The sequence below is a fragment of the Nonomuraea sp. NPDC050783 genome (assembly GCF_040802095.1).
Taxonomy (GTDB): Bacteria; Actinomycetota; Actinomycetes; order Streptosporangiales; family Streptosporangiaceae; genus Nonomuraea.
Genome location: NZ_JBFAHK010000002.1, coordinates 492,708 through 517,122, shown reverse-complemented (window position 1 = coordinate 517,122; position 24,415 = coordinate 492,708). Strand labels below are relative to the sequence as shown.

Genomic DNA, 24,415 nt, shown 5'->3' with positions numbered 1-24,415 from the left:
TAGTCTCTTGGTATGACTTCGGATATGACCACCATCAAGGTCCCCAAGGCGGTGCGCGACCGGCTCAACGCCATCGCCGACGAGCGCGGCCGGGGCACCACCCTGGCCGCCGTGCTGACCGACCTGCTCGACCAGCACGAAACCGAGAAGACGCGGGCCCGGCTCGCCTATCACGAAGTGCTCGCCCAGGCCGAGGAGGACACCGAGGCCATGGCCCGCGCCCAGCGGCAGACCGAGCAGGCGATCCGGATCCTGCATGCCCGCGAGGCCGGCCGGTGATCCCGTTCGGCTACGTGCTGGACGACACCGTGCTGATCGAGCTGGGCCGCCGGGACCTCGCCCTGCACCGGCTCATCGTCTCCTTCGACCGCGCCCACGTACGCGTCAGCGTGCCGGTCATCACCCTGGCCACCGCCGAGGCGGCGCTCTCGCCCGACCAGCGGCTGGTCCTGCGCGGCCTGACCGACGTCCTGGAGCACCTGTCCCTGGAGCCGGTCGCGGCGCACACGGAGGCCGTCCGGCTGGCCGAGGTGACGGCACGCATGGAACAACCGGCCGACATGGCCGCCGCCCATGCGGTCGCGGTCTCCCAGCACCTGGACTGGCCCGTCCTCACCACCGACGCCGGCCGCTGGGACACCATCAAGGCCCACCTGCCGTGGCGGGTCGAACTGGTCGAGATCTCCGACCTGGGCTGATCCGCGCCCGACCCGCGCCGGCCCGAGGGCCTGGCCCCGGTGCGCCTCCGGCACCGCCTCCAGGAAGCGCCGGGCCGGTCCCAGCGGCTCGGCCAGCCGCAGGCGCGACAAGGTTCGTCGCCACCTCGACGCAGTTGTCACCGCTGCCGTTGTAGCCGCTCTTGCGGGACTCGGCCCGCGAGAGATCGATCATCACGTCCGTCCTTCCCATGACGAGGAGCCCGGACGGGGATCCGGTCCACGCGGACCGCACGATCACCCGGGATCACGATCGGATCGGCCACCTCCACCACCCGGCCACCGGCGAACATCTGCCGGGTGATGGCGAACACCGGCACCCCGGCCCCGATGCCGAGCAGCCCCGCCTCCTCCGGTGTCGGCATGCGCACGGCCGTCTCCTCGACGATGTCGCCGTCCACCTCGATGCCGAGCGAGCGGAGCTGGCCGATGTTGCCGCCGGGCCAGGGCTCGTTGCCCGGGTCGGCCACGGGCGTCCCCTCGACGTCGGCGGCGAGCAGGCACGAACAGCTCAGCCGGCTCGGCACTCCCGAGGCGTAGAACACGAAGCGCCGCTCCAGCACCCGCGTGCCCACCGGCACGCCGAACAGCCCGGCCAAGCGCCCGTCCGCCCGCATCCAGTCGAACGCCCTGTCCAGCCTGTACTACGACCACCCGATGCCCTGGTCCCTGGTGAAGGACGTCCCCGGCTCTTCCTGGGGTCCCTGGTCAGCGAGGTAGCGGTCCGTCGAGATCCGGCGGACGACCGTCCGCCCAGAAGCGCGCACCCGTTCCGCCACGGCCGTTCTCCGAGATCATCGCCGGCTGGGCCGCTCGGCGGGCTCTTCCGCCGCGGCCTCGTCCCAGATGGACGTACCGTACAACACCTGGTAGCGATCGACGGGGATGACGATGTCCGCGGTCTCGACCGGGCGGCCATCGGCGTAGTAGGTGCGCTCGATCGTCAGGACGATCGCCGGCGGACGGATGTCGAGCCGCCCCGCCTCGTCCACCGTCGCGTTCCGGGCGGAGACCACCTCGGCCGCGTGCGTCACCTGGACGCCGATCTGCCGCATGCGCTCGACGACGCCCTTGCCCGCGTGCGGCCCGTCCTCCGGCAGCACCACGGGAGTCCCCCGCGTCAGCTCCAGCGGCTCCCACGCCGTCGACAACATGACCGGCCGGCCGTCCGCCCGGAAGACGTAATGAGTGCGGATGACGTCGGGATCGTCACCGGTCGCCTCCCCGAGTGCCAGGCGCCGCCTGACCTCCTCGGGGGCGAAGGCCGTACGGCTGTCGTAGTCCCACGAACCGCTCTGCCCCTGGTTCGCCATGTCGGCGGCGAACGGGCTGCCGCCCCGGGCGTTCCTGTTCCAGCTCCGGATGAGCCGCCGCACCGCCGGGCGGGCCCGTACGTAGGTGCCCGACCCCGATCGGGCTTCGGCGAGCCCTTCGGTCACGAGGATTCCCAGGGCCCGCTGGGCGGTGTTGGAGGCGATGCCGTGCTCGCGGACGAGCTCGGGTATCGAGGGAAGCCGGTCTCCTTCGGCGAGCTCGCCGCTCGTGATGCGAGCCCGCAACTGGTCGGCGATCCGCACGTAACGGGGTCGCACATCGCCTTCGTTCACCGAAGCAGCTTGACAGGCTTACTCCCTAGCTTCAACCTATGGAGTAAGCCTACTGAGCTAGCTCATTAGATCGGATGATGCCCGTGCTACGTCGAAACCTCGCCGCCACCGCCGAGGCGGCCGAAACCGCCCGTACGTGGATCAGAACCGCCATCAGCGCCGGACATCCCCGGATCTCCGTCACCGATGCCGCGTACATCACCGCCGAGATGGTGACCGCCGCCCTGGTGCACACCCCCGAAGGAGGTCTCATCGAGGTCCACCTGTTTCCGGCACGGAGCGGCGGACTCGTCATCAAGGTCACGGATCCGAACGTCCCCGTCGGTCCGCACCCGGGCGACTGGGCGCGAATCTCCTGTATCGCCAGGAACTTCGGCGCAGGAGCGACCGCGGAAGGCAGTCACGTCATGTGGTGCGAGCTTCCCGAGGTGCCTTCACCATGAGCCCTCGACCTTCCCGAGAACGCGCCGGGAGCAGCGGCACGACAACCGGCCACTTCCCCTTCCCCTTCCCCTTCCCCTTCCTCTTCCTCGCCGAGCTGGTGCTGCCGGGCGAACTGGGCTCGGTGCGGGTGGCCCGCCACTGCGTCAAGACCGTCCTGACGGCCGCGGGGCACCGGGACGTCACCGGAGTGCAGCTCGTGGTCGGTGAGCTGGTCGCCAACGCCGTGCTCCACTCCATCTCCGGCCTGGCGGGCGGCCTGATCACCCTGGACGTCCGGGCCGTGGGCGACACCCTGGCCCGCCTCGACGTCATGGACGACGGTGGCCTGACCGTCCCCCACGTCCGCCGTCCCGATGCCCTGGACTGCTCGGGACGCGGCCTGCACCTGGTCGCCGAGACGGCACTGCGCTGGGGCGTCGGCGACAACGCCCTCGGCGGGCGGGTGACCTGGGCCGAGGTCCGCACCACGGAGGACGAGCCGGTCACCGTCCCGAAGCCGCCGGATCGCGCGGCGGCGGAAGCGTGACGACGCCGGAGCGGCGGCCCGGGACCCCCGGCGGCCGGATCAGCCGGGGCGACAGGCCGCCCGCCTGCTTCAGCCCGCACGTCAGCCCGCCCGCCTCCCATTGCGAACCACTGGAATGGACTGTTCCAGAACGCTCGGCTCCGGGCGGTCGCGTCCTCGCCTGGACCTGCGCTTGCGACCCGATCACCTACGAGCTGCGCCAGGCGGGCGGCCTGCGGTTCATCCGCCGCGCCCGCCGGGACCGGCAGGGGAACGAGCGAATCGAGGACAGCAGGCTAGGGGCCGTGACGGGACACCTGCGCTGACCTGACCGGCCCGAATCCTTTCCCTGGGGCGCTCGCTTGTGCTTCTCTTGAGAGGTGAGGCTGGTTCGATGAAGCGCGGCGACGACCGCCCCATCAACGCCCTGCGTGCCACGTCGCAATTTGCCGCTCTGGAACCGATATGGGCCGGCATCAGCTCGACCATCCAATTGCGGTCGCTGCTCGTCTTCGGAGCGCTCTTCAACGAGCGCGTTTACGTGCACGACACGCAGCTCGTCGACAATCCCCGCGTGGTGGGCGACTTCAGCAGGTCGGACCTGCGGGAGAGCAGTTTCTACCGGCTCCTGAGAGAGCTCGTCGCGGCGGGCGTCGTCGCGGTCGGGCTCCGGGAGCACAACTACCTCTACCGCGAGGACCGGCTCGATCCCTGTGACTCCCTGGCCGACGTGCTGGCGAGCTGGAGGAAGAACAGCCCGGACGGCAAGGGCTGGGTCATCTCGCCGATCTCGCAGGCACGCGACCGGATGGTCGCCGAGCTCGACGGCGTTCTCGCCGGCGACGATTCCGTCGTCGTCCGCTATGACTACGCGCGGACGAAGGACGGATTCATGCGGCAGGTCCGCGACGCCGCGAACTCGCCGGACTCGGTGCTCGCGGGCCTGTTGTCCCAGCAGCCCGCCGAGCTGCGCAGGCGGTACGACGGCATCCTCGCGAGACCGCGTTTCTCGCACACGCCGATCTTCGCGTTGCTGCACGATTCCGGTTTGCCGGTGAACGACCAGTTGATCCAGATCCACGGCCTCTTCGACGAGATCGCGCACGCGCACGCGTTCAACGCCCGGCTCCTGGGGTCCGACTGGGGCTCCGGCCCTGGCACGGGCCTCGCCGAAGCCGTCCTCGCCGACGGGCCGTTCGAGCAGAGGGACGCCACCCCACGGCTGCGGGCGGAAGAGCTCGTCGAGGTGGCCTACCGGATGGTCGAAGGGCCGTCACCCGACCTGCTCGCCATGCTGCGCTTCGAAGAGATCCTGGAGCTGCGCGGGCGGGCCAGGGAGCTGTTCGAGATCCAGTCGTACTTCGAACTGCCCGACGCCCGCGACCCCGACGACGCGCTGTCCACCGCCCTGGCCGACTGCGCGGCCGACTACTGGCAGCACATCTGCGACCACATCCGAGCGACGCGCCCGCACCTGACGGTGAAACCGTCCAAGATCGGCATTTTCCTGCGCAGGAGGATGCCGAAGTTCGCCAGGGCGGCCGAACGGTTCGCCACGACCGGCCTGTCCACGCTCACCGAAGTGGCCATCAACGCCGTGCCCCTCATCGGGGGCATGGTGAGCGAGGAGTCGAAGCGCGGCCTGCTGCGGCAGGCCAACCTGGAGTTCGTGTTCTTCACGGAGTCCGCGCGGATGCGCGAGTTGCGGGACTTCTATCCGCGCCGAGGCTGGATCTCCTCCGACATGAGAGCGATCACGGGCCGATGAGGGCCGCATTCTTCTGGGGGTTCTGATGCCCACGGCAGCTCCTCTCGCCGAACGCGACGGGCTGACCTGGTCCGTCAGGGCCGGCAGCGGCGACCGCGTCGGCCCCGGCCCGCACGAGCAGGACCTCTGGCGGCTCGCCCGGTCGTTCGGCGGGCCGGGGGCGGCGTTCGTCGACGTCGGGGCGCACGTCGGGCACTACACCCTCCGGCTGGCCGCGACGTTCGCGACGGTCATCGCCATCGACCCGAATCCGGCCGCCCTGCACACGCTGCGGGCGAACCTCCGGCTCAACGGCATCGGCAACGTCGATGTCCAGCCCGTCGCGGCGCACGACCGTACGGCGCGGCTCCGGCTCTGGGACCCCTACAACGTGGTCGCCGGCCCCTGCACGCGCACCCTGGGCCTCGACGAGCCGGTCACCGTGCCCGCGGACTGCGAGCCCTCCCTGCTCCACCGCGGACCGGACGGGTACGGCGCCTTCCTGGGCGAGGTGAACGCGCTCCCGATCGATCTCATCACGTCCCGGTCCGGGGAGACGGTCCGGCTGATCAAGATCGATGTCGAGGGGCACGAGGGCAGGGCGCTGGCGGGCGCGAGCGAGACGATCCGGCGCCACCAGCCGGCGATCCTGATCGAGATGCACGACTCGATGTACGGAGAACAGATCAAACAGGACGTGATGCGGCACCTGTCACACCACGGCTACCTGTGGTGTGAGTTCTCCCTCTACCAGCGCTCCAAAATGACGCAATCGGACATGTGCCCGTACATTTACGCCGAGCCGGAAAGCACCGGCCGCCGGCGGGAATTCCGCGAATTCGCGGAGCGGGTCAACCAGGACGCGGCCTCACGCTGGCTGACGGTGCCGTGAAACGGTCAGTACCACCACGTTCATCTCCTCGGGCCGGACCCAGCACAACACCTCGACGTCGCCCACCGCCGCCTTGAACAGCCCCGCGCCCTCGTCGATCGCCCGCAGCGCGCCGGACTCCAGATCGGTGGAGAGATATTCCAGCGAGTCGATGACGTGCTTGGCGGCCACCGGGTCATGCGCGTGGATCGCTCTGATCTCCCCTACGGCGGGCGCGGCGAGCAGGATCTCGTAGTAACCCTTCACAGCGCGATCTCACGCCGCAGGTCACCGAGCCGCATCGTCTCCATTCCCGCGCGAAGCTCCGCGATCAGCCTCGCTCCCCGCAACCGGTCAGCGGCGTCCTCCGTCGCGGCCAGCGCGCTCATCCCGGCGGCGGCCACCTCGTAGGGGACCACGGCGGCCACCACCTCACGGCCGGTCTCCAGGAGAACGACCTCTCCCGTAACCGCTCGCTCGACAGCCTCCTGGACCGCGGCCGCGGTGGCGGGAAGGCGCAACGTACGGTTTCTCATACCCAGGCGGCTCTTCCTGTCCGGGAACAACGCGACTTCCCACAGCCTAAAGCCTTCACCCCGGCACGACCTCCGCAGCACAGCAGGTCAACGGCGACTTTCCTGTCACCGCGCGGTCATCGCCCGCCTGCCTGGGCGCAGGAGGCGGTGCCCTCCCACGCCGCCAGCGGCGCCAGCACACGCCAGAGGCCCAGGACGGCCAGCAGGGACGCCGCGCCCGCCGCGCCGACGGCCAGGCCGGGCGCTGTCACCTCGCCCAGGGCCCCGCCACCGGCCGCGAACAGGCCCTGTGACGTCATGGTCCCGGTCAGCGCCAGCCCGAAGGCCTGGCCCCGGTGCGCCTCCGGCACCGCCTCCAGGAAGCGCCGGGCCAGTCCCAGCTGGTACGCCACCCCGAATCCGGACACGGCGAGCAGCAGCGCCGCGGTGACCGGCCCGGGTGAGAGCACGAACCCGAGCAGCGGCGCGCCGAGCAGCAGTGCCAGCGGCCCGGCCAGCCGTTCCCGTCGTTCCGGGGTGACCAGCCGGCCGATCGTGAGGTCGCCGGCGAGCATGCCGAGCGCCACGGCGGCGAACAGCAGCCCGGCCGAGTCCGGCATGCCGATCCGGGCGGCGTACGGGACGAGCACGCCCTCGGCGCCGACCACGAGCGCGGGCGGCAGCCATTGGGCCAGCAGCAGCGAGCGGACCGCCGGCCGGCGCAGCAGCGCGCGGTTGACGCGCCAGGTCTGGCGTACCGCGTGCCCTGTGGCCGCACCGCGGCCCGGCCGCCCGGCCAGCCGCAGGCGCAGCAGCGCGGCCGACAGCAGGCAGCTCGCCACGGTGATCCAGAGCGCGCCGTACGGGCCGAGCGCCGCGATCAGCAGCCCGCCCGCGGCGAAGCCGAGCACCTGCGTGCCGCCGGCGGCCATGGAGAACACGGCCCGGCCGAGCACGTACCGGTCGCCGTCGAGCAGGTCGGGCAGCAGCGCGCTGCGTGCCGCCGCGGCGACCGCGCCGGGGACGCCGGCGACGAGCACCAGCACGAGCGTGGCGGCCGGAGGGAGCAGCCCGGCGGCGAGCACCGCGGCGACCGCGGCGCGGACCAGGTCGTAGCCGGCCATCACGGCCCGCGGCGGCCACCGGTCGGCGTACGCCAGCAGCAGCGTGCCGCCGAGGGCGTAGGGGAGGAAGCCGGCGACGTAGGCCAGCGCGGCCAGCAGGGACGAGCCGGTGCCGGCGTAGACGGTCACCGAGAGCGCGAGCATCTTCACCGTCTCGCCACCGAGGAAGAGCGTGTAGCCGGCGAACAGCACGCGGAACTCGCCCACCGCGAACACCTCGCGGTAGGCGGCCCGCGCCGGTGCGGCCTGGGGTGTCGTCATGCCGGCCAGTCTCGGGGCGGTGCGGGCAGGACCGTTAGGCTTTCGTGTGGAGGCGAAAGATGCTGGCCATCGAAGTGGGGCCGCTCGACGTGGCGCACACCCGCTACGCGATCTCGCCGCTGGGCGAAGCGATGAACGCGCTGCGGGTCGCGGCGGGCAAGCAGCCGGCCGGGCCGCTGCGGCCCTGGGCGGCGCGCATCGCGCCGCGGTACGCGCGGCTGCTCCACGAGACGCCCGCGGTCGCGGCGCTGGCGACGCTGCTGCGCCGCGGCGGCTACAACGCCGACTTCATCCAGCCCCCGCCTCCGGGCCCCGGTGGTGACCTCGCCGCCGAGCTCGCCGCGGTGCGGGCGACCCCGCTGCGCCAGGTCCGCGCGGAGATCGCCCGCAACCTGGTCGGGCTGCGTACGCCGCCGCGCCACGTCCAGCGGATCCTGGCCGCCCCGGACGTGCTCACCCGGCTCTCGGACGCGATGGAGGCGACCTGGCACGCGCTGGTCGAGCCCGACTGGCCGCGGCTGCGTACGGTGCTGGAGCGCGACCTGGTGCACCGGGCCGGTCACCTGGCCATGTACGGCTGGGCCGCGGCGCTGTCCGACCTGGATCCCCGGGTGAGCTGGCGCGCCGAGGGGGCCGACGGCGTGATCGAGGTGCGTACCGGCCCGCGCGACGCGTGGGAGCGGCACCGGCTGGGCGGCAAGGGGCTGCTGCTGATGCCGACCGTCTTCGGCACCCTCATCAGCTACGTCGAGCCGCCCTGGCCGTACGCCCTGGTGTATCCGGCCCGTGGCGTCGCGGACCTGCTCGGGCCGCCGCCCCCGCAGGGCGGTGCGGCGGCGCTGGCGCGGCTGGTCGGCCCGCACCGCGCGCAGGTGCTGCGGGCGCTCGCGGTGCCGGCGACGACCACGCAACTGGTCCGCCGGCTTGGGCTCAGCCTGGGCGCGGTCGGCGGCCACCTGGCCGTGCTGCGCGCATCCGGCCTGGTCACGCGGACGCGTACCGGCCGATCCGTACGCTACGAGCGCACTCCTCTGGGCGAGGCCCTGGCCGGCGACTGAGCGCGCCCACCCCGCGCCGAAGCCCCGCGCCGAAGCCCCGCGTCGAAGGCCCCGCCCCCGTCACGGGGCCCAGAACGGCACGCGGCCCGGAACGGCGCGGACCTGCGGAAATCGCACCTCAGGCGGCCCAAACCCACGGATATCGGGGAAATCACCGGTCTCTTGACTCCGCCTCTTTCAGTGATGACACATGCACGTAACACTGGTGGCGTGTCACCGGGTCCGGACTCCGCCCGCTCGCCCCTGCTCCGCGGGCGCGACGACGAGGAGAACGTGCTGCTGCGCCTGCTCGACGACGCCCGCGACGGGCGGGGCGGGGCGTTGTTACTGGTGGGCGCGGCGGGGATCGGCAAGACGGCGCTGCTCGACGCCGCCGCCACCCGTGCGGCGGCGGACGGTTTCCACGTGTTGCGGGTGTCGGGCGTGGCGGCGGAGTCGCGGCTGCCGTACGCGGGCCTGCACGGCCTGCTGGGACCGGTGGCCGAGGCGGCGGCCGAGCTGCCCGGCCCGCAGGCCCTCGCCCTGCGCGCGGCGCTGGAGTCCGGTGCGGTGGCTCCCGGCCTGGCCCTGCCCGCCGCCGTGCTCGGCCTGCTGTCGGCGGTCGCCACCGCCGAACGCCCCGTGCTGGCGTGCGTGGACGACGTGGACCGCCTGGACCCGGCCAGCCGGGACGCCCTCGCGTTCGCGGCCCGCCGGCTGTCCGGCACCCGCGTCGCCCTGCTGTTCACCGCCCGCGACCCCGGCCCGCCCGGCTCCGGGCCCGCCCTGCTCGAAGGGGTGCCGGTGCGCGTGCTCCAGGGCCTCGGCATGGAGGCCGCCCGGGAGCTGGCAGCGGACCTGACGCCCGAGCACCGCCCGCCCGAGGACCTGCTCGCCGCGCTCCACGCCATCGCCCAGGGCAACCCCCTGGCCCTCACCGAGCTGATCACCTCCCTCACCCCCGACCAGCTCGCCGGCATCGCCGCCCCGCCCGCGACCCTGCCCCGCTCCGGCCGTCTGTGGCGCGAGCACGCCGCCCTCCTCGCGGCCCTCCCCGAGGAGACCCGCCACCTCCTGCTCCTGGTCGCCGCCGACCCCGCCCTGGACGTGGCCACCCTGCTCCGCGCCGCCAGCCCCGCCTGCGCCCTGACCGCCCTGGAGCCGGCCGAGCGCGCCGGCGTCCTGCGCTCCACCGGCGACCGCTACGCCTTCCGCGACCCGGCCATGAGGGCGGTCGCCTACCACGGCGCCTCCCTGTCCGAGCGCCGGCAGGCCCACCGCGTCCTCGCGACCCTCCTCCGCCAGGACGGCCCCACGCCGGCCGGCGAGCCCGCCAAGCGGCTGCGCCTGGCCTGGCACCGCGCCTGGGCCCTCGACGGCCCCGCCGAGCGCCTGGCCGACGAGCTGGCCGCCGCCGCCCTGGGCGCCCGCCCGCTGGAGGACCATCCGGAGCCGTACCTGGCCATGGAACGCGCCGCCGACCTGGCCCGCCACCCCATCGTCAAGGCCGAGCGCCTGGCCGCCGCGGCCCGCCACGCCTGGACCTCGGGCCGCCCGCAGGCCGCCCGTTCCCTCCTGGCCCGGCTCCCCTCCCTCATCTCCCCCGACCTCGCCACTCCGGAGGAGCTGCGCGGCCACGTCCAGCTCCTGCACGGCAACCTGGAGCTGCTGCGCGGCGAGCCGGGCAGCGCGCGCGAGGAGCTGCTGGCCGCCGCCGGCCGGCTGCTGGACGGCGACCACCGCGTGCTCGGCATCCGGGCCCTCGTCCGGGCGGCCGACGCCAGCTACCGCGCCGGCGACAACAAGGCGTTCATCGCGATCGCCCGCCGGGCCGCCGCCCTGCGCCGCCCGGACGAGACGGCCCCGGCGGAGCTGATGTTCGAGTACCTGACCGGGATGGCCGCCACCTTCAGCGGCCTGCACCAGGAGGCCGTCGGCCCGCTGCGGCGGGTGGTCGAGCTGGCCGGGCCGGTACGGGACCCGTCCGTGCTGGTCTGGGCGTGCGTGGCCAGCATGGTGCTCGGCGAGGACGCCATAGCCCACCGCCTGTCGGCGCGCGCCGTCGAGTTCGCCCGCATCCGCGGGGCCGCCTCCGCCGTCCCGCAGCTCCTGGAGTACATGATCTACCCGGACTACTGGACGGGCCGCTACGCGGCGGTCACCGAGACGGCCACCCGCGGGCTGCGCCTGGCGCAGGAGACCGGCCAGCTCAACACCGCGGCCCTGCACCTGGCCTGGCTGGCGATCACCGCGGCCGTCGAGGGCGACCAGGAGACCTGCCGGGTACGCGCCGGCTCCGTCATCGACCTGGCCGACGCCCACGACCTCGGCCTGGCCGGCGCCCTCGGCAACTGGGCGCTGGCCTGCCTCGACCTGGCCGCGGGCCGCCCGGCCGACGCCGCCCGGCGCCTGCGGGCCCGGCGGCGCAACAACCACGTCGTCGTCCGGGTCATGGCCACGCCGCACCTGATCGAGGCGTGCGCCCGTACCGGTGACCACGAGCGGGCGGCGTCCGCGCTGCGCGTGCTCGAACGCTGGGTCGGCAGCACCCGCAGCCCCGACCTGCGCGCGCTCACGACCCGCTGCCGCGCGCTGCTCGCCCCGCCCGGCGAGGGCGAGGAGCTGTTCCGCGAGGCGCTGGACCTGCACGCGCGGGGCCTGTGCGAGTTCGAGGCGGCCCGCACCCGCCTCCTCTACGGCAGCTTCCTGCGCCGCGAGCGCCGCCCGGGCGCGGCGCGCGACCACCTCCACGCGGCGCTGGAGACCTTCGAGCGGTACGGCGCCCGCCTGTGGACCGACCAGGCCAGGACCGAGCTGCGTGCCTCCGGCGACGTGACCCGCCCCGCCGCCGCCTCGGTGACGGCCGACGCCCTCACCGCCCAGCAGCTCCAGATCGCCCGCATGGTGGCCGGCGGCGCCACCAACAAGGAGATCGCCGAGCAGCTCTTCCTGAGCCGCCGCACCGTCGAGCACCACCTGCGCAACATCTTCAGCCGCCTCGGCGTCCGCTCCCGCGTGGAGCTGACCCGCCTGTTCATTTCCTGAACGCGAACCGGTGATTTCACCGATGCACGTCTGACTGCCCGTCCCAACAATGGCGGAGTACAGCAGTAACCCCCCAATGAGCAGGGAGTATGACGACGTGCAGCTCTCCACCCCCCGCCTCGGCGCGCGAACGTTGACCAAGCTCGCCCTCGCGGCCGCCCTCGTCGCCGGCGGCCTCGCGACCGCCTCGCCGGCCCAGGCCGCCAGCCCGTACGAGCGCGGCCCGAACCCCACGGACGCCCTGCTGGAGGCGAGCCGCGGCCCGTTCGCCACCGCGCAGCAGAGCGTCTCCTCCATCAGCGTCAGCGGGTTCGGCGGCGGCGTGATCTACTACCCGACCGACACCAGCCAGGGGACGTTCGGCGCGATCGCGATCTCGCCCGGCTACACCGCCACCTGGTCCAGCCTGGCCTGGCTCGGCCCGCGGATCGCCTCGCACGGCTTCGTGGTCATCGGCATCGAGACCAACACCATCTACGACCAGCCCGCCAGCCGCGGCCGCCAGCTCCTGGCCGCCCTCGACTACCTGACGGAGCGGAGCTCGACCACGATCCGCAGCCGCATCGACGCCTCGCGGCTGGCGGTGGCCGGACACTCGATGGGCGGCGGCGGCACGCTGGAAGCCGCCAACTCCCGCCCGTCCCTGCAGGCCGCCGTCCCGCTCGCGCCGTGGAACACCGACAAGACCTGGTCCGGCATCCGCGTCCCCACCATGATCATCGGCGGCCAGGCCGACACCGTCGCCCCGGTCGCCACCCACTCGGAGCCCTTCTACTCCAGCATCCCGGCCTCGTCGGAGAAGGCGTACCTGGAGCTGGCCGGCGCCAGCCACTTCTTCCCGAACATCACGAACACCACGATGGCCAAGTCGATGGTGGCCTGGCTGAAGCGCTGGGTGGACGACGACACCCGCTACGACCAGTTCCTCTGCCCCGCCCCCCGAAGCATCGCCATCTCCGAGTACCGCGACACCTGCCCGAACGGCTGACCACCTGAGAGGGCGGCGGCCGCTCCATCGCGGCCGCCGCCCTCGCTCGCTATACGTTCCCCTGCTTGATGGCTTCGAGGAAACCCGCGTAATCTCCGGCGGACAGGACGATGACGCCACCTGACGGGTTCTTGGAGTCACGAAGCCCCACGTGGCCGTCGGCGAACAGCGCGACCTCGACACAGTCGCCGTTCACCATGCTGTGGCTGCTCTTGCGCCAGCGGCCAGCGGCAGGGTCGATCATCTGTTGCATTTCTCCACCTCTCTCATTTTGAGGCAGAGGCATCCGAGGACGCCCATTTCTTACCTTGTTTCGCAAGGGGCGCGAGGTGTCGAGTTGTATCAAGGATACACTTGCCGGACTTCCGGGGACCCAAAAGGACAAGGTCCGTTTATACCGGTCGGGCCCTCACCCGGCGTCCTCGCAGGCGGAGGACATCGAATCGCGCGCGGCCCGGCCGCGAGTTATGGCCGGGACTGCGGCACGCCGATGGACGCTTTTGCGGATTCATTCGCACCGACAGCGCCGCGGCAGGTCCGGGAGCCTGCGTTCAGACGGCCCATTTCCTTTCCCACTCCTCGATGAGACGAACGGATTCCCGCGGGTCCAGGGCCACTTTGGAGAACTTCTCGAAGACGACGAGGTAGCGATGCGCCCGCATCTCGTCCTCGTCGAGCCTCCCTCCCACCTCATCCTCCACGTACAGGACGTCGGGATAGAGCTCCCCCAGACCCTCGACCACGGGGAACCTCAGCAGGACGAAGCAGGGGACCGGCGCCGGCAGGCCCCGGCTGTGGAGGAGGACCTGCAGATCCAGCCCGTTCTCGCCGGCCAATTCCCGCAGATGCCGCATCTGCTCCCGCATAACCGCCCCGTCCCCGATTCTCCTGGACAGGACGGACTCGTCGACGATCACCCTTGAGGTCAACAGGGCGTCGTTTCTGAGCCTGTTCTTCCGCTCCATTCGCAGCTCGACGAGACGTTTGACCTGTCGGGGCGAGAGCTCACCGAAGACGCCATTACCGATGATCGCCCGGGCGTATTCCTCGGTCTGCAGCCTCCCCGGCAGCACCAGCGACTGCCACTCCCACCGCTCCTCGGCCCCGCTTTCGAATCCGAGAAGACTCGCGTAACTCTCGGCAATGGCATCCGAATACTTCTCCCACCATTCGGGGGCCGAAGCCAATGGCACCAGGCCGAGAAGTCGCGACCGGCCCGGCTCCGGCATCTCGTAGAGATCCAGCAGAGCTTGCACGTCCTTGGCGCCCGGGACGATCTGCCCTTTCTCCAACCTGGAGATCTTGGAGGTGGACCAGCCCAGCTCCTGGGCGACGCGAGGCCCGCTCAGCCCGAGCGCATCGCGTCTCCGCCGGAGCTCCGTCACCAGGCGGCGCCGAAAGACAGTGGGGCTTCCGTGAGCCATACGACGTCTCCCTAGCGGTCACCTGCACTGGTATGTGCGTAGCGACGGTATGTCACTATCTCGATAGATGTACCTGGATTCTTCCCGGCGGGATTCCCGCCGTGCATTGCACAGCATACCCTCGGGAGCACGGATGAACCTCTCGAAGAGGAGATTCCCGTTCGCGCAACGGCGGGCACGACTCACCGGTCATGGCCGTCCCTGGACGCTCTCCGATGGAGCAGCACGTCCTTCGCCACTCGACAACGACGTGAGAGCAGGACCTGGCCGTGCGGCCCGCCCGCGCTTCACGTCACCGAAGGAGAGATGTTCTTCATCATGATCCACAGTAGACACGTCCTGCACTGGCTCGCCCACGCCCTCGAGACGGCCCTCATCGCCGGACTGCTCACGTTCTCCTTGACCAGGGAGCTCGGCGCGGAGCCGCTTGCCGCCCTGGCGGCCGCGGGGGGATCCTTCATGGCCGCCCTCATGGGCTTCGCCGCTTACCTCTCCGCCACGGGAGCCGTGCGGCCACCGGACCCGCCGGCCCCCGGCGCTTCCTGAGCGGCGCCGTCGCCCGCTCTCCTCACGCAGCGCAGGACGAGGAACGCGGGATGGCAGGCGGCGTCCGGGCGGGTCGTGGACCAGGCGGCGGGCGGCTCGGGCTCGGAGAGGACGTCCAGCCACAGGTCGTGACGGCGGAGGGTGTTGAGGTAGGTGGACAGGGTGCGGTGGTTGGCGCCGACCTGGCGGCGGAGGGAGCTGAGCTCGGCGCCGGCCCGCCACCAGCCTTCGTCGTGGTAGCGGCCGTCCGGGGGCCAGGAGCCGGAGACGTCGCGTCCGCCGGGGAAGCACGGATGGAGGATCGCGCAGGTGAACGTGCCGCCGGGGCGGAGGACGTCGGCGGCGGCGGTGACCGCGGCGTCCAGGTCATCGATGTCGGACAAGCCGAAGGCGCACACCACCGCGTCGTAGGGGGCGGCGGTGGACCACGGCCGCGGCGGCGCCGTGATGTCGGCGTGGAGGTAGTCGATGCCGAGCGGGCTCTCGCGTTCCGCGGCTCGGGCCTTCTCGATGAGCGGGGCGGAGACGTCGACGCCGACGACCGTGGCGCCACGGCGGGCCAGCTCGCGGGTCACCCTGCCGTGGCCGCAGGCGATCTCCAGGACGCGGGTGCCCCGGACCGGGCCCAGGAGGGTGAGCAGGCCGGTGGTGGCGGGGTCGTCGGTGCCGGTCCAGCCGTCGGCGTAGAAGTCGGCGACGGCGTCGTAGCGGGCGGTGACCGTCATGTGATCGACACTACGCCCAGGGGCCCAGCCGGGTCTCGACCTCCGCGACGCGGGCCGGCAGCGGGCCTGGGGCGATCGGGACGCAGTCGTAGCCGAGCGAGGTGTAGGCGTCGCGGTGGACGCGCTCGAAGCGGAGCGCGTCCTCGAAGGTGATGCGGCGGGCTTCGGTCGGGGTGACGAAGCCGAGGTTCTCGACGAAGAGGACTGTCCGCTCGTAGACGCGGTGGGCGCGGACGCGGTCCAGCTCCCGGGACAGGGCCGGGGGGACGGGGTGGCCGAGGTACACGGCGAGGGCGTAGGTGCAGACGGGCGAGCGGTCGTGGACGTGGACGGTCCCCGGGACGGCTGCCGCGCGTTCCTGGCGGTGGCGCTGGAGGGCGACGATCTCCTCCAGGAAGGACGGGACCGTCCAGGGCTCGGGATCGCCCAGGGCCTGGCGCAGGGCGATGACGTCGGTGGCGGCTTCCTCGACGACCGGATAGCCGTCGCGCTCCAGCGCGCGGAGGATCGCCGTCTTGCCGGAGCCGGGGGCGCCGGTGAGGATGTAGCGCTTCATGGGTGCTCTCCTTGGCGTGGTCGCCCTGGCGGGGTCGCCGGGCAAAGAGTGGGTCATGTCGGAGGCGGGCGGGAGGCGGAGGGAGGAGGATCGGGGCCGGGCCGGGCCGGGCACTACGGCGCGTTCGCGCGAGGGGACGGGGCGGAATGGGCATGCCGGGGATCGCGGCGGTCGTCGCGTTCGCAGCGCTGGGGAGCGGGGGCGCGGCCGGTGCGGTCGGCGCGACCGGTGCGGCCGGCGGGCTGGTGGTGGACCAACCCGCGCGGAGCGGGCGTCCCGAGATGGCACGCAGGGCGGGAACGCCGGAGTCGTCGGAGAGGCCGGCTTCGGGAGCGGCGCGGAGCGGGAGCCTGGCGAAGGCCGGGAGCCTCGGGTCGGGACAGTCATCGAGCCGATCGCCGGGACGGTCGCCTGGCACGTTGCCGGTGGAGCCGTTCCCGTGGCCGGATCGCTCGCGGCCGGGCGGCCCGCGCTCCGGCGGCCCGCGTCTGGACGGCCCACGTCTGGACGGCTCGCGACCGGACGGCTCCCGCCTCGACGGCTCCCGCCTCGACGGCTCGCGGCTCGACAACTCGCGGCTCAACGGCACGGGGGCGGGTGGCCCGGGGACGGAGGAGCCGCCGCCGGGTGGCCAGCCGGCCGGTGACGGGCCCCGGCTCCGCGTGGTCCAGTCCTTCGCGCCGCAACCCCTGGTGGCCGGCGAGGGCGCCACCCTCAGGATAACCGTCACGAACACCGGCGACGCGGACGCCCAGGACGTCACCGTCACCGACGTCCTGGACCCGGCCCTCACCCCGGTCCCCCGCCTCCCCCGCGACTGCGGCCGCGCCGGCCGGACGGTCACCTGCGGCGGCCTCGGCACGACGCTCCCCGCCGGCCAGGACGTGACCTACGAGATCCCGGTCACCGTGGACCCGTCGCTGCCCGACGGCTCGGACGTCATCGCGCGCGCCGAGGCCGTCGCCGCCCGCGCCCCGGGCGACGCCTCGCTGCTCGCCGTCCCGGCCCGCGCGGTCACCGACGTGGAGCTGGTCATGGCCGCCCCGCCCGCCGTGAACGCCGGTGACGTCATCGGCTACACGCTCACGGTCACCAACCACGGCCCTTCCCAGGCCACCGGCGTCAGGGTCCGCAGCCGCGACCGCGGCCCCGGCGGCACGGTCACCGACCGTCCCGCCGCCGAGTGCCCGGGCAGCGGCCCGGTCGTCGTCTGTGAGCTCGGCGCCCTGGCCCCGGGCGAGGCCAGGACGCTCGCCCTCGCCATCGCGCCGGGCCGCGGCGCCCCGTTCGAGAACTGCGCCGTCGTCCGCGCGTCCGGCCACGACCGCGACCTCACCGACAACCGCTCCTGCGCCTCCACCAGAATCGAGCCCGCGCCGGAGCCCGCCGAGGCCCCACCGGCGCCCGGCGGCGCGCCGGCCGGGGGGCTGCCCGGCGGGCTACCCGGGGGCGAGCTGTCCGGGGGCGGGCTGCCCGCCGCCGCCCCCGCCATGCCCATGGAGGCCCCGCACGACGAGCCCCGCCGTCCGGCCGTCGCGCTGCCCGGCCCCGACCCCGGTCCCGCCCCCGAACCCGCGGCGGCCGGCGGGCCGGAGTCCCCGCAGGGGGGCGGCGCGGCACGGGGCGCCGCCGCCCTGGGCGGCCTGCCGGTGACGGGCGTCTCGTTGTGGATGATGGCGCTCGGCATCCCGGTCCTGGTCGCGGTCGGCCTGCTGATCCGCGCCCTCGGCCGGCGCGACCGCGCGGGAAGGACCTCCTGAGGACCGCGCCGGGTCCGTCACGGGAACCGTCACGGCGGCCGTCACCGGGACCGTCACCGGGATCGTCATCGGGTACGTGGCGGCGCGAGCGAGTCCCGCGTCCACGACCCGAGCACCAGCAGCGTCTTGGTGCCCGTGACGTCCCCGGCCCGCCGCAGCCGGTCGATGACCTGCTGGAGGTGGCCGAGGTCGCGCACCCGTACATGGATCAGCGCGTCCGGGTCGCCGGCGATGGTGAAGACCGCCTGCACCTCGGGCACCTCGGTCGCGGTGCGGACGATCTCGCTGACCGGCGTCGTCCCCGGATAGCGCAGCTCGGTGAACGCCTCGATGCCCCACCCCAGCTTGGCGTAGTCGATCTGCACGGTGAAGCCCTTGATCACGCCGAGGTCGCGCAGCCGGTCGACCCGCCGCTTGACCGCCGCCACCGACAGGCCGATCAGCTCCGCCATCTCGGAGAACGTCCTGCGGCCGTCCTCCCGCAGCAGCCGCAGCACGTGATGGTCGATGTCGTCCACGTCGGGCACGCCGATCACCTCCTTGAGGCGCACTTGAGCGCACGTGAGGCGCAAAGAAGACCGGCCGTCGAGCCGGGCGCCTCATATTGTTTGCGTCTTCGGCGCACCTTCTCATCTAATACTTGCGCATACCAGCCCGGATTGCTGTGCTGGGAATCACAACGGACGAAGCCAGGAGGTACGCGTGGGCGCGAGCGTGACTCCCACCCCCGTGTCGCTCGACGACAAGTACGCGGCACGGGACGGCAGGGTGCTGATCTCGGGCGTTCAGGCCCTGGTCCGCCTGACACTGGAGCAGCGCCGGCTGGACCGGGAGCGGGGGCTGGACACGCGGGCGTTCGTCTCCGGCTACCAGGGCTCGCCGCTGGGCGGCGTGGACCTGGAGATGGGGCGGGCGGCGCGGTTCCTGGAGGAGGCGGGCGTGGTGTTCCGCCCCGGCCTGAACGAGGAGCTGGCCGCCACGGCGGTGGCCGGCACCCAGCTGCTGGGCCAGGTGCCCGGCCGCCGCCACGAGGGCGTCACCGGCTTCTGGTACGGCAAGAACCCCGGCCTGGACCGCGCCGCCGACGCCATCCGGCACGCCAACGTCTCCGGCGCCGCCCCGCTCGGCGGCGCCGTGGCCTGGATCGGCGACGACCCCGGCTGCAAGTCCTCCACGCTGCCCAGCTCGTGCGAGCCGATGTGCCAGAGCCTGTCGCTGCCGCTGCTGGCGCCGGGCTCGGTCGCGGAGATCATCGAGTTCGGCCTGCACGCGGTGGCCCTGTCCCGCGCCACCGGCCTGTGGGCGGGGCTGAAGATCGTCGCCGACATCGCGGACGCCTCGGCCACCGTGGACCTCGGCCCGCTGCGCGCGGGCATCCCCGAGCCGGCGCGCGTCCCGGCCAAGCCGGCCCCGGTCCTGCTCGGCCCGGCCGCGCTGGACGCCGAGCACGACCTGTTCACCCGCCGCCTCGACCTGGCCCGCGCCTACGCCCGCGAGCACGGGCTCAACCGGGTCATGTCCGGCGCGGACGGCACCAGGCTCGGCATCGTGGCCTCCGGCACCACGTACGCGGTGCTCCTGCGCGCCCTCGCCGACCTCGGCCTGGACGAGCGGGCCCGGGACGAGCTGGGGCTGCGGCTGATCCGGCTGGCGATGCCGTTCCCGCTCGCGTACGACGACCTGGCCGCCATGACCGCCGACCTGGAGCGGGTGCTGGTGGTCGAGGACAAGGTGCCGTTCCTGGAGGGCCAGGTCAAGCAGGCACTGTACGGCGCCGAGCGCCCCCCGGCGGTCTCCGGCCGGGACCTGCTGACCGCCCGCGGCACGCTGACGGCCGAGGACGTCGCCAAGGCCGTCGCGACCTGCGTCGGCGCGGACCGGCTGCCGCGCCCGGCGGTGACCCTGACCAGCAGGAGGACGAGGTCCCTGCCGCTGGTCGCGGCCCGCACGCCGTACTTCTGCTCGGGCTGCCCCCACAACACCTCCACCCGCACCGACGACGGCACCCTGGTCGGCGTCGGCATCGGCTGCCACGCGATGATCGCGCTGGACGGGCACGGCCGCGGCACCCAGGTCGGCCTCACCCAGATGGGCGGCGAGGGCGCGCAGTGGATCGGGCTGTCGCCGTTCACCGACGACCGGCACTTCGTGCAGAACCTCGGCGACGGCACCTTCCACCACTCCGGCTCCCTGGCGATCAGGGCGGCGGTGGCGGCCGGGGTGACGATGACGTACAAGCTGCTCTACAACGACGCCGTCGCCATGACCGGCGGCCAGCGCGCCGAGGGGCGGCTGGACGTGCCCGCGCTCACGCACGAGCTGGCTCTGGAGGGCGTGCGCCGGATCGTGGTCACCACGCCGGAGCCGGAGGCGTACAAGGGCGTGCGGCTGGCGGCCAACGCGAGCGTGCGGCACCGCGACGAGCTGGCCGCGGCGGAGAGGGAGCTGGCGGCGCTCGACGGGGTGACGGTGCTCATCCACGACGACCGGTGCGCGGCCGAGGAGCGGCGGCTGCGCAAGCGCGGCAAGCTGCCCGCCCCCACGCGCAAGGTCGTGGTGAACGAGCGGGTCTGCGAGGGTTGCGGCGACTGCGGCGAGGTCTCGACCTGCCTGTCGGTGCAGCCGGTCGAGACCGAGTTCGGCCGCAAGACGCACATCCACCAGCCCTCCTGCAACTCCGACCTGAGCTGCCTCAAGGGCGACTGCCCGTCGTTCCTGCTGGTCGAGCCGGGGACGGTCAGCCGGAGGACGCCGCCGCTGCCGGTGACCCCGCCCGAGCCGGAGGCCAGGCCCCGGGGCGAGGTGCTGATCAGGATGCCCGGCATCGGCGGCACCGGCGTGGTGACCGTCTCGCAGATCCTGCAGATGGCCGCCCACCTCGACGGGCTGCACGCGGCCGGCCTGGAGCAGACGGGCCTGGCGCAGAAGGGCGGCCCGGTGGTGAGCGACGTGCGCGTCTCGCCGAGCCCGCTGGCCGGGTCGGTACGCGCCTCGCGGGGCCTGGCGGACGTGCTGATCGGCTTCGACGTGCTGGGCGCGGCCTCCGACGCCAACCTGGCGGTGGCCGCGCCGGACCGTACCGCCGCCGTGCTCAACACCTCCGTCGTGCCCACCGCCGCCATGGTGACCGGCCGCGCGCCGGTGCCGGGCCACGCCGCCGCGGTCGCCCGCGTCGAGCAGGCCGTACGCGGCGTGTTCTGCCTGGACGCGCACGAGCTGTCCGAGGCGCTGTTCGGCGACCACATGCCGGCCAACCTGCTGCTGCTCGGCGCCGCCTACCAGGAGGGGCTGCTGCCGGTGTCCGCCGCGGCGATCGAGCGGGCGATCACGCTCAACCGGGCCTCGGTCGAGCAGAACCTGGCCGCCTTCCGCTGGGGCCGGGCCGCCGTCGCCGACCCCGAGGCGGTGCGCCGGGCGGCGCTGCCCCCGTCCGAGGAGCCGGCCGAGAAGCTGGACGAGGTGGTGGCCGTCCGGGTCGCCGACCTGACCGGCTACCAGAACGCGGCCTACGCCCGCTCGTACGAGGAGGAGGTGCGCCGCGTCGGCGGCCTGGCGACCGAGCGCGCCGGCGAGGAGGCCGGCGCGGCGATCGCCCTCGCCTACGCCCGCGGCCTGCACAAGCTCATGGCCTACAAGGACGAGTACGAGGTCGCCCGCCTCCACCTCGACCCGGTCGAGCGGGCCCGGCGCGAGCGCGAGTTCGGCGCGGACGCCCGCGTGTCGGTGCTGCTGCACCCGCCGGTGCTGCGCGCGATGGGCATGAAGCGCAAGATCGAGCTGCGCCGCTCGGCGCCGGTGTTGTTCCGCGGGCTGCGCGCGGCCCGGGTGCTGCGCGGGACGTCGTTCGACGTGTTCGGCCTGGCCAGGGTGCGGCGCGTCGAGCGCGAGCTGGTGGGCGAGTACCGCGCGCTGGTGCGCGCCGCCCTGGACCGGCTCACCCCCGCCGCCGCCGGCGCGGTCGCCGAGCTGGCCGGCCTGCCGGAGCTGATCCGCGGGTACGAGGACATCAAGCTGGCCCGGGTCGCCGAGTTCCGCGAGCGCGCCGCGGCCGTGCTGGCGCGGCTGGACGAACTCGCCATGAGTCAGGAGGAAGCGTGACAGTCGAGCGGCTGCTGCCCACCCAGGACGCCCACGACCTCATCGAGCTGACCCGCGAGATCGCCGACAAGGAGCTCGCGCGCCGGGTCGACGAGCACGAGCGCGCCGAAACCTACCCCGACGGGCTGTTCGCCACGCTGGGCGAGGCGGGGCTGCTCGGGCTGCCGTACCCGGAGGAGCAGGGCGGCGGCGGGCAGCCGTACGAGGTGTACCTGCAGGTCATCGAGGAGCTGGCGATGCGGTGGGCGGCCGTGGCGGTCGCCACCAGCGTGCACACGCTGGCCTGCTTCCCGGTGGCGGCGTACGGCACGGACGAGCAGCGGGCGCGCTGGCTGCCGGACCTGCTGGCCGGGCGGCTCGTCGGCGGCTACAGCCTGTCGGAGCCGCAGGCCGGCTCCGACGCCGGAGCGCTGGCCTGCCGAGCCGAGCGGGTCGCGGACGGCTACCGGATCACCGGCAACAAGGCGTGGATCACGCACGGCGGCATCGCCGACTTCTACGCGCTGTTCGCCCGCACCGGCACCGGCTCGCGCGGCGTCTCCTGCTTCCTCGCGCCGGGCCGCGCCGAGGGCCTGACGTTCGGGCGGCCGGAGGAGAAGATGGGCCTGCACGCCGTCCCGACCACCGCCGCCCACTACGACGGCGTGCTCCTGGAGCCCGACCGGCTCATCGGCGAGGAGGGGCAGGGGTTGCAGATCGCCTTCAGCGCCCTCGACTCCGGCCGGCTCGGCATCGCCGCCTGCGCGACCGGCCTGGCCCAGGCCGCGCTGGACGAGGCGGTGGCCTACGCCAAGGAGCGGCGGACGTTCGGCAAGAAGATCATCGACCACCAGGGGCTGGGGTTCCTGCTGGCGGACATGGCCGCCGGCGTGGACAGCGCGCGGGCGACGTACCTGGACGCGGCCCGCCGCCGCGACGCCGGGCTGCCGTACAGCCGGCAGGCGAGCGTGGCCAAGCTGGTCGCCACGGACACGGCGATGAAGGTGACGACGGACGCGGTGCAGGTCTTCGGCGGGTACGGCTACACGCGCGAGTTCCGCGTCGAACGCTACATGCGCGAAGCCAAGATCATGCAGATCTTCGAGGGGACGAACCAGATCCAGCGGCTGGTGATCAGCAGGCACCTGGCCAAGTAGCGTCTGGCATCTCCTCGGCCGGCGATCCGGGCCCGTCATCCCGTTGAGGAATCCGTGAGGTGATCTGGTCGCGAGCATGCCGGCACTCGGCGAAGCTGTGCGGGCAGGCGAGCGCGTGCTCGATCAGCTCCTTGGCCGCCCGCGCCTGTGAGATGCGCTGTTCGAGCTCCTGGACGTGGCGGCGCAGCAGGTCCCGGTGGTCCATCGGGCTGGGCGCGGTCAGCAGCGTGCGCAGCTCTCCCAGGGTGAAGCCGGCTTCCTTGCCCATCAGGATCAACGCCACGCGCTCCAGGTCCGCCGGCCCGTAGCAGCGCCGGCCACCGGCACGCCGCGCGGGCTCCAGCAGGCCCATGCTCTCCCAGTGCCGCAGCACGTGCGGGGCCAAGCCGAACCGTTGGGCCAGCTCGCCGATGGCCACCCTCCCGCTTGACTTCATGTGTACATTAACCGGCACGCTGACGGCATGATCAACCCATCGATCGCGGTCACCCGCGTGGTCAACTCCTGCGTGCTGCTGGAACTGGACGGGCACGCCGTGCTCACCGACCCGTGGTTCACCGAACGGTGGTGGCTGCGCCGTGGAGAGCCGCTGGGCCTGGGGATCGGCGACCTGCCGCCGCTGGCCGCCATCGTCGTCACCAACCCGGCCACCAACCACTGGGACCTGCGCGGGTTGCGCGCCCTGCCCGCCAAGGACACCACCCCCCTGTACGTGCCCACCGCCGGCATGGCACGCCGCGCCCGCACGCTCGGCTTCCCGCTGGCACAGCGGCTGAGCTGGGGACAGACCCGCGACATCGCTCCCGGGGTGTCCATGCGGGTGGTGCCCGCGGGACGGACCCTGAGGTGGCCCAACAACGCCTACGCGTTCGACACCCCGGGTGGCCGGGTGTTCTTCGGCGGCGAGATCGCCGACGTCGCGCTCGTGGAGCGGTACCGCGCCGGGCAGCCACCGGTGGACCTGGCCCTGCTGCCGGTCAACGGGTTGCGCCCGCTGCTCGGCCCGCGCCTGGTGATGGGACCGGCGCAGGCCGTCGCCGGGTCGTCCGTCCTCGGCGCGCGGGTCCTGGTGCCGGTGCACGACGCCCACGGGCACGACCCGCTCTCGCGGCTGTTCCGCACCAGCGGCACCGCCTCGGACGCCGCACGGCTGGCCGGCCCCGGCCTGCTCGTGACCGACCTGCCGACCGGTGAGCGCTGGGAGTTGCCGTGTTGAAGGCGTTCCGGCACGGTTCGATCGTTGGACCTGCCCGGCCGGCCGGGTGTCGCCTGCCGCCCCGGCGCTGGAGGCCGGGTTCCCTGGCCGGGGG

The 24,415-nt window shown here is 73.2% G+C and carries 24 protein-coding genes; 13 read left to right on the top strand and 11 right to left on the bottom strand.

The genetic code is table 11. The features are described from left to right. The first annotated feature begins 24 nt into the window (after window positions 1–24). On the top strand, window positions 25–279 hold the full coding sequence (locus tag AB0H75_RS07250) for a hypothetical protein (protein ID WP_367791800.1): 255 nt from the start codon (window positions 25–27) through the stop codon (window positions 277–279). Next, complete coding sequence (locus AB0H75_RS07245; protein WP_367791797.1) at window positions 276–698, top strand: hypothetical protein; 423 nt, start codon at window positions 276–278, stop codon at window positions 696–698. The genes AB0H75_RS07250 and AB0H75_RS07245 overlap by 4 nt, the downstream gene beginning before the upstream one ends. Before the next feature lie 137 nt (window positions 699–835). Here AB0H75_RS07245 and AB0H75_RS07240 read toward each other — a convergent pair whose 3' ends face one another. Together AB0H75_RS07240 and AB0H75_RS07235 are read right to left on the bottom strand one after the other, a co-directional pair. Next, on the bottom strand, window positions 836–1,333 hold the full coding sequence (locus AB0H75_RS07240) for a UTRA domain-containing protein (protein WP_367791794.1): 498 nt from the start codon (window positions 1,331–1,333) through the stop codon (window positions 836–838). Window positions 1,334–1,510: 177 nt separating this feature from the next. Then, window positions 1,511–2,323: a GntR family transcriptional regulator gene (locus tag AB0H75_RS07235; RefSeq protein ID WP_367791791.1), complete on the bottom strand. Its 813-nt coding sequence runs from the start codon at window positions 2,321–2,323 to the stop codon at window positions 1,511–1,513. A gap of 74 nt (window positions 2,324–2,397) precedes the next feature. Here AB0H75_RS07235 and AB0H75_RS07230 point away from each other — a divergent pair, with 74 nt between their 5' ends. The 4 genes from AB0H75_RS07230 (at window position 2,398) to AB0H75_RS07215 (ending at window position 5,911) form a co-directional block, all read left to right on the top strand. Further along, window positions 2,398–2,766 (top strand): hypothetical protein, encoded by a 369-nt coding sequence (locus AB0H75_RS07230; protein WP_367791788.1) that lies wholly within the window; start codon window positions 2,398–2,400, stop codon window positions 2,764–2,766. Further along, window positions 2,763–3,293, top strand: coding sequence for an ATP-binding protein (locus AB0H75_RS07225; RefSeq protein ID WP_367791785.1), 531 nt, complete (start codon window positions 2,763–2,765; stop codon window positions 3,291–3,293). The genes AB0H75_RS07230 and AB0H75_RS07225 overlap by 4 nt, the downstream gene beginning before the upstream one ends. A 373-nt stretch (window positions 3,294–3,666) precedes the next feature. Then, complete coding sequence (locus AB0H75_RS07220; protein ID WP_367791782.1) at window positions 3,667–5,040, top strand: hypothetical protein; 1,374 nt, start codon at window positions 3,667–3,669, stop codon at window positions 5,038–5,040. A 25-nt stretch (window positions 5,041–5,065) separates the two neighbouring features. Beyond that, entirely contained in the window at window positions 5,066–5,911 is an 846-nt protein-coding gene (locus AB0H75_RS07215; protein WP_367791779.1) for an FkbM family methyltransferase, read from the top strand. Here AB0H75_RS07215 and AB0H75_RS07210 read toward each other — a convergent pair. The 3 genes from AB0H75_RS07210 to AB0H75_RS07200 form a co-directional block, all read right to left on the bottom strand. After that, the gene (locus tag AB0H75_RS07210) at window positions 5,888–6,157 is read right to left on the bottom strand and encodes a type II toxin-antitoxin system RelE/ParE family toxin (protein ID WP_367791776.1); all 270 of its coding nucleotides are present in this window, start codon (window positions 6,155–6,157) and stop codon (window positions 5,888–5,890) included. The genes AB0H75_RS07215 and AB0H75_RS07210 overlap by 24 nt on opposite strands. Further along, window positions 6,154–6,426, bottom strand: coding sequence for a hypothetical protein (locus AB0H75_RS07205; RefSeq protein WP_367791773.1), 273 nt, complete (start codon window positions 6,424–6,426; stop codon window positions 6,154–6,156). The genes AB0H75_RS07210 and AB0H75_RS07205 overlap by 4 nt, the downstream gene beginning before the upstream one ends. Window positions 6,427–6,542: 116 nt before the next feature. Beyond that, window positions 6,543–7,790 carry an MFS transporter gene (locus AB0H75_RS07200; protein ID WP_367791770.1) on the bottom strand — a complete coding sequence of 416 codons (1,248 nt, stop codon included), beginning with the start codon at window positions 7,788–7,790 and terminating at the stop codon, window positions 6,543–6,545. A gap of 59 nt (window positions 7,791–7,849) precedes the next feature. Here AB0H75_RS07200 and AB0H75_RS07195 point away from each other — a divergent pair, with 59 nt between their 5' ends. The 3 genes from AB0H75_RS07195 to AB0H75_RS07185 all read left to right on the top strand — a co-directional run bounded on the left by AB0H75_RS07195 (window position 7,850) and on the right by AB0H75_RS07185 (window position 12,860). Further along, window positions 7,850–8,848, top strand: coding sequence for a DUF5937 family protein (locus AB0H75_RS07195; RefSeq protein ID WP_367791767.1), 999 nt, complete (start codon window positions 7,850–7,852; stop codon window positions 8,846–8,848). Between the two features lie 210 nt (window positions 8,849–9,058). Continuing rightward, window positions 9,059–11,872 (top strand): AAA family ATPase, encoded by a 2,814-nt coding sequence (locus AB0H75_RS07190; protein WP_367791764.1) that lies wholly within the window; start codon window positions 9,059–9,061, stop codon window positions 11,870–11,872. 76 nt (window positions 11,873–11,948) lie between these two features. Continuing rightward, complete coding sequence (locus AB0H75_RS07185; RefSeq protein ID WP_367791761.1) at window positions 11,949–12,860, top strand: alpha/beta hydrolase family protein; 912 nt, start codon at window positions 11,949–11,951, stop codon at window positions 12,858–12,860. A 49-nt stretch (window positions 12,861–12,909) separates the two neighbouring features. On the opposite strand, the gene AB0H75_RS07180 is transcribed toward AB0H75_RS07185, so the two are convergent. The 4 genes from AB0H75_RS07180 to AB0H75_RS07165 all read right to left on the bottom strand — a co-directional run bounded on the left by AB0H75_RS07180 (window position 12,910) and on the right by AB0H75_RS07165 (window position 16,111). Further along, complete coding sequence (locus AB0H75_RS07180; protein ID WP_367791758.1) at window positions 12,910–13,113, bottom strand: DUF397 domain-containing protein; 204 nt, start codon at window positions 13,111–13,113, stop codon at window positions 12,910–12,912. A 298-nt stretch (window positions 13,114–13,411) separates the two neighbouring features. Continuing rightward, window positions 13,412–14,284 (bottom strand): helix-turn-helix domain-containing protein, encoded by an 873-nt coding sequence (locus tag AB0H75_RS07175; protein ID WP_367791755.1) that lies wholly within the window; start codon window positions 14,282–14,284, stop codon window positions 13,412–13,414. 485 nt (window positions 14,285–14,769) lie between these two features. Next, window positions 14,770–15,555: a class I SAM-dependent methyltransferase gene (locus AB0H75_RS07170; protein ID WP_367791752.1), complete on the bottom strand. Its 786-nt coding sequence runs from the start codon at window positions 15,553–15,555 to the stop codon at window positions 14,770–14,772. A gap of 10 nt (window positions 15,556–15,565) precedes the next feature. Further along, window positions 15,566–16,111 carry an AAA family ATPase gene (locus AB0H75_RS07165; RefSeq protein ID WP_367791749.1) on the bottom strand — a complete coding sequence of 182 codons (546 nt, stop codon included), beginning with the start codon at window positions 16,109–16,111 and terminating at the stop codon, window positions 15,566–15,568. A gap of 425 nt (window positions 16,112–16,536) precedes the next feature. Here AB0H75_RS07165 and AB0H75_RS07160 point away from each other — a divergent pair, with 425 nt between their 5' ends. Continuing rightward, complete coding sequence (locus tag AB0H75_RS07160) at window positions 16,537–17,871, top strand: hypothetical protein (protein ID WP_367792387.1); 1,335 nt, start codon at window positions 16,537–16,539, stop codon at window positions 17,869–17,871. A 65-nt stretch (window positions 17,872–17,936) separates the two neighbouring features. On the opposite strand, the gene AB0H75_RS07155 is transcribed toward AB0H75_RS07160, so the two are convergent. Next, the gene (locus AB0H75_RS07155) at window positions 17,937–18,422 is read right to left on the bottom strand and encodes an Lrp/AsnC family transcriptional regulator (protein WP_367791746.1); all 486 of its coding nucleotides are present in this window, start codon (window positions 18,420–18,422) and stop codon (window positions 17,937–17,939) included. Window positions 18,423–18,573: 151 nt separating this feature from the next. Between AB0H75_RS07155 and AB0H75_RS07150 the strand changes: the two genes are divergently transcribed. Both AB0H75_RS07150 and AB0H75_RS07145 read left to right on the top strand, forming a co-directional pair. After that, the gene (locus AB0H75_RS07150) at window positions 18,574–21,969 is read left to right on the top strand and encodes an indolepyruvate ferredoxin oxidoreductase family protein (protein WP_367791744.1); all 3,396 of its coding nucleotides are present in this window, start codon (window positions 18,574–18,576) and stop codon (window positions 21,967–21,969) included. Next, window positions 21,966–23,105: an acyl-CoA dehydrogenase family protein gene (locus tag AB0H75_RS07145; RefSeq protein ID WP_367791741.1), complete on the top strand. Its 1,140-nt coding sequence runs from the start codon at window positions 21,966–21,968 to the stop codon at window positions 23,103–23,105. The genes AB0H75_RS07150 and AB0H75_RS07145 overlap by 4 nt, the downstream gene beginning before the upstream one ends. On the opposite strand, the gene AB0H75_RS07140 is transcribed toward AB0H75_RS07145, so the two are convergent. Further along, on the bottom strand, window positions 23,083–23,541 hold the full coding sequence (locus AB0H75_RS07140) for a MerR family transcriptional regulator (protein WP_367791738.1): 459 nt from the start codon (window positions 23,539–23,541) through the stop codon (window positions 23,083–23,085). The two genes, AB0H75_RS07145 and AB0H75_RS07140, sit on opposite strands and share 23 nt — an antisense overlap. A 27-nt stretch (window positions 23,542–23,568) precedes the next feature. Here AB0H75_RS07140 and AB0H75_RS07135 point away from each other — a divergent pair, with 27 nt between their 5' ends. Then, window positions 23,569–24,321, top strand: a complete 753-nt coding sequence (locus AB0H75_RS07135; protein WP_367791735.1) for an MBL fold metallo-hydrolase — start codon at window positions 23,569–23,571, stop codon at window positions 24,319–24,321. Window positions 24,322–24,415 lie beyond the last annotated feature (94 nt).

Bases quoted from the DNA above. Each gene is read 5' to 3' on its own strand.
- AB0H75_RS07250 (WP_367791800.1), top strand. From the start codon at position 25: ATGACCACCATCAAGGTCCCCAAGGCGGTGCGCGACCGGCTCAACGCC.
- AB0H75_RS07240 (WP_367791794.1), bottom strand. From the start codon at position 1,333: ATGCGGGCGGACGGGCGCTTGGCCGGGCTGTTCGGCGTGCCGGTGGGC.
- AB0H75_RS07230 (WP_367791788.1), top strand. From the start codon at position 2,398: ATGATGCCCGTGCTACGTCGAAACCTCGCCGCCACCGCCGAGGCGGCC.
- AB0H75_RS07225 (WP_367791785.1), top strand. From the start codon at position 2,763: ATGAGCCCTCGACCTTCCCGAGAACGCGCCGGGAGCAGCGGCACGACA.
- AB0H75_RS07220 (WP_367791782.1), top strand. From the start codon at position 3,667: ATGAAGCGCGGCGACGACCGCCCCATCAACGCCCTGCGTGCCACGTCG.
- AB0H75_RS07215 (WP_367791779.1), top strand. From the start codon at position 5,066: ATGCCCACGGCAGCTCCTCTCGCCGAACGCGACGGGCTGACCTGGTCC.
- AB0H75_RS07205 (WP_367791773.1), bottom strand. From the start codon at position 6,426: ATGAGAAACCGTACGTTGCGCCTTCCCGCCACCGCGGCCGCGGTCCAG.
- AB0H75_RS07200 (WP_367791770.1), bottom strand. From the start codon at position 7,790: ATGACGACACCCCAGGCCGCACCGGCGCGGGCCGCCTACCGCGAGGTG.
- AB0H75_RS07195 (WP_367791767.1), top strand. From the start codon at position 7,850: ATGCTGGCCATCGAAGTGGGGCCGCTCGACGTGGCGCACACCCGCTAC.
- AB0H75_RS07185 (WP_367791761.1), top strand. From the start codon at position 11,949: ATGAGCAGGGAGTATGACGACGTGCAGCTCTCCACCCCCCGCCTCGGC.
- AB0H75_RS07180 (WP_367791758.1), bottom strand. From the start codon at position 13,113: ATGCAACAGATGATCGACCCTGCCGCTGGCCGCTGGCGCAAGAGCAGC.
- AB0H75_RS07175 (WP_367791755.1), bottom strand. From the start codon at position 14,284: ATGGCTCACGGAAGCCCCACTGTCTTTCGGCGCCGCCTGGTGACGGAG.
- AB0H75_RS07170 (WP_367791752.1), bottom strand. From the start codon at position 15,555: ATGACGGTCACCGCCCGCTACGACGCCGTCGCCGACTTCTACGCCGAC.
- AB0H75_RS07165 (WP_367791749.1), bottom strand. From the start codon at position 16,111: ATGAAGCGCTACATCCTCACCGGCGCCCCCGGCTCCGGCAAGACGGCG.
- AB0H75_RS07140 (WP_367791738.1), bottom strand. From the start codon at position 23,541: ATGAAGTCAAGCGGGAGGGTGGCCATCGGCGAGCTGGCCCAACGGTTC.
- AB0H75_RS07135 (WP_367791735.1), top strand. From the start codon at position 23,569: ATGATCAACCCATCGATCGCGGTCACCCGCGTGGTCAACTCCTGCGTG.